The organism is Actinacidiphila sp. bgisy145 (assembly GCF_057708125.1).
The window spans coordinates 1-1,445 of record NZ_JBYIRL010000105.1 but is presented as its reverse complement, the minus strand read 5'-3'; the positions used below and the strand labels follow the sequence as shown (position 1 = coordinate 1,445).

1 protein-coding gene is annotated in these 1,445 nt (G+C 69.6%); it reads right to left on the bottom strand.

The genetic code is table 11. The annotated features are described in order from the left end of the window. Window positions 1–18 precede the first annotated feature (18 nt). The gene (locus AC3ERT_RS36475; protein ID WP_435179473.1) at window positions 19–1,221 is read right to left on the bottom strand and encodes an IS110 family RNA-guided transposase; all 1,203 of its coding nucleotides are present in this window, start codon (window positions 1,219–1,221) and stop codon (window positions 19–21) included. Between the last annotated feature and the right edge of the window lie 224 nt (window positions 1,222–1,445).

Genomic DNA, 1,445 nt, shown 5'->3' with positions numbered 1-1,445 from the left:
CGCGGCCTAATGCTGATGTCAAGCCACGAGACGGAGAGGCGGACTGGCCCGGTAGGGCCGGCGGTCGCGGACGATCGCGTAGAGCACGTTGACGCGTCGCCTGGCCAAGGCGATGAGAGCTTGATGATGTCGCTTGCCCTCGGAGCGTTTGCGGTCGTAGAAGGCCCGGCTGGTCGGATCGCGTTGCAGCGCACAGAACGACGACTGGTAGAAGACGCGCTTGAGGAGTTTGTCGCCTCCGCTGGGGCCGCGCGAGTAGCGCATCCTGCCGGACTGCGCGAGCACGGGCGCCAGGCCGGAGGCCGCCGCGAGAGCGTCCCCGCTGGGGAAGCGACGGATGTCGCCGACCTGGGCGATGAACTCGGCGCAGAGCGTCGCCCCCATCCCTGGCAGGCTGCGGATGAGGGCCGCGTCAGGGTGCTGCTGAAGCAGCTCCTCCAGCTCGGCGTCGAGCCGGGTCAGCCGCTCGCGGAGCCGCAGCAGATCCTCGGCCAGCTCACGGACGAGTTCGGCGGTACGGCGCTCACCGGGCGCGGCCACGCGTTGGCTGCGTGCGCTGGTGACGGCCTTGTCGGCCAGGGCGTCCGCGGTCGCCGAGCGGACGCCCTGGCGCTGGAGGAAGTTGCTGACCCGGCTGGTGCCGGCCCGGCGGATCTCGGCGGGGGCGACGTAACGCGACAGCAGCAGGAGGCTGGACTTGGTGCCGGTGTCGATCAGTTTCTCCAGGCCGGGGTGGATGCCGACCAGCAGGTCGCGCATCCGGGCGGCCCGGCGGGTGGCGTCGGTGGTCAGGCTCCGGCGGTGTCCCACGACCAGACGTATGTCGACGTGGATCTCCTCGGGCAACTCGACCGGACGCAGTTCGCCGGCCCGGAGCATGGTCTGCTCGGCGATGACCTTGGCGTCGCGGGGATCGGACTTGTTCTCACCACCCCGGGTTGCCCGCCGGGCCCGGTTCACGGCCAGGCCCGGGACGTAGACGCAGCGCAGTCCGGCGTCGAGCAGCATGGCCGCCACCAGCCCGGCGATGCCACCCATCACATCCATCCCGACCACGGCGGGTCCGTGCTCGGTCTCTGCGGCCTTCAGGTCGCTGACGGCCTGTTCGATGCTCTCGGGATCGTTGTCGACCCGCCTGTTGAACAGCGGTTTGCCGCGCTCGTCGAGCACAGCAAGCCAGTGGAAGTCCTTCGCGATATCCAGCCCTGCCCATACCGGCATGGCGCCCCTCTCGCCGCGTGGTCGTCCATCGTGCGGCTCCCTCCGCCCGTCCTGGCCCTACCTAGCGATCATTCGCAATGCCTAATCAGCGGTCCGGAAGAAGCGGTGGGACAGGGGGCACCGCGAGGGCAGCCATCAACGGCAGCCAGCCTGAAAACCATCCCTGCCCCACCCGCACGTCCCCATCGTCGCGAACGATCAGGACGTGCTCAAGAAGGTAGGGC

Coding starts and splice junctions, on each gene's coding strand:
- AC3ERT_RS36475 (WP_435179473.1), bottom strand. CDS start 1,221: ATGCCGGTATGGGCAGGGCTGGATATCGCGAAGGACTTCCACTGGCTT.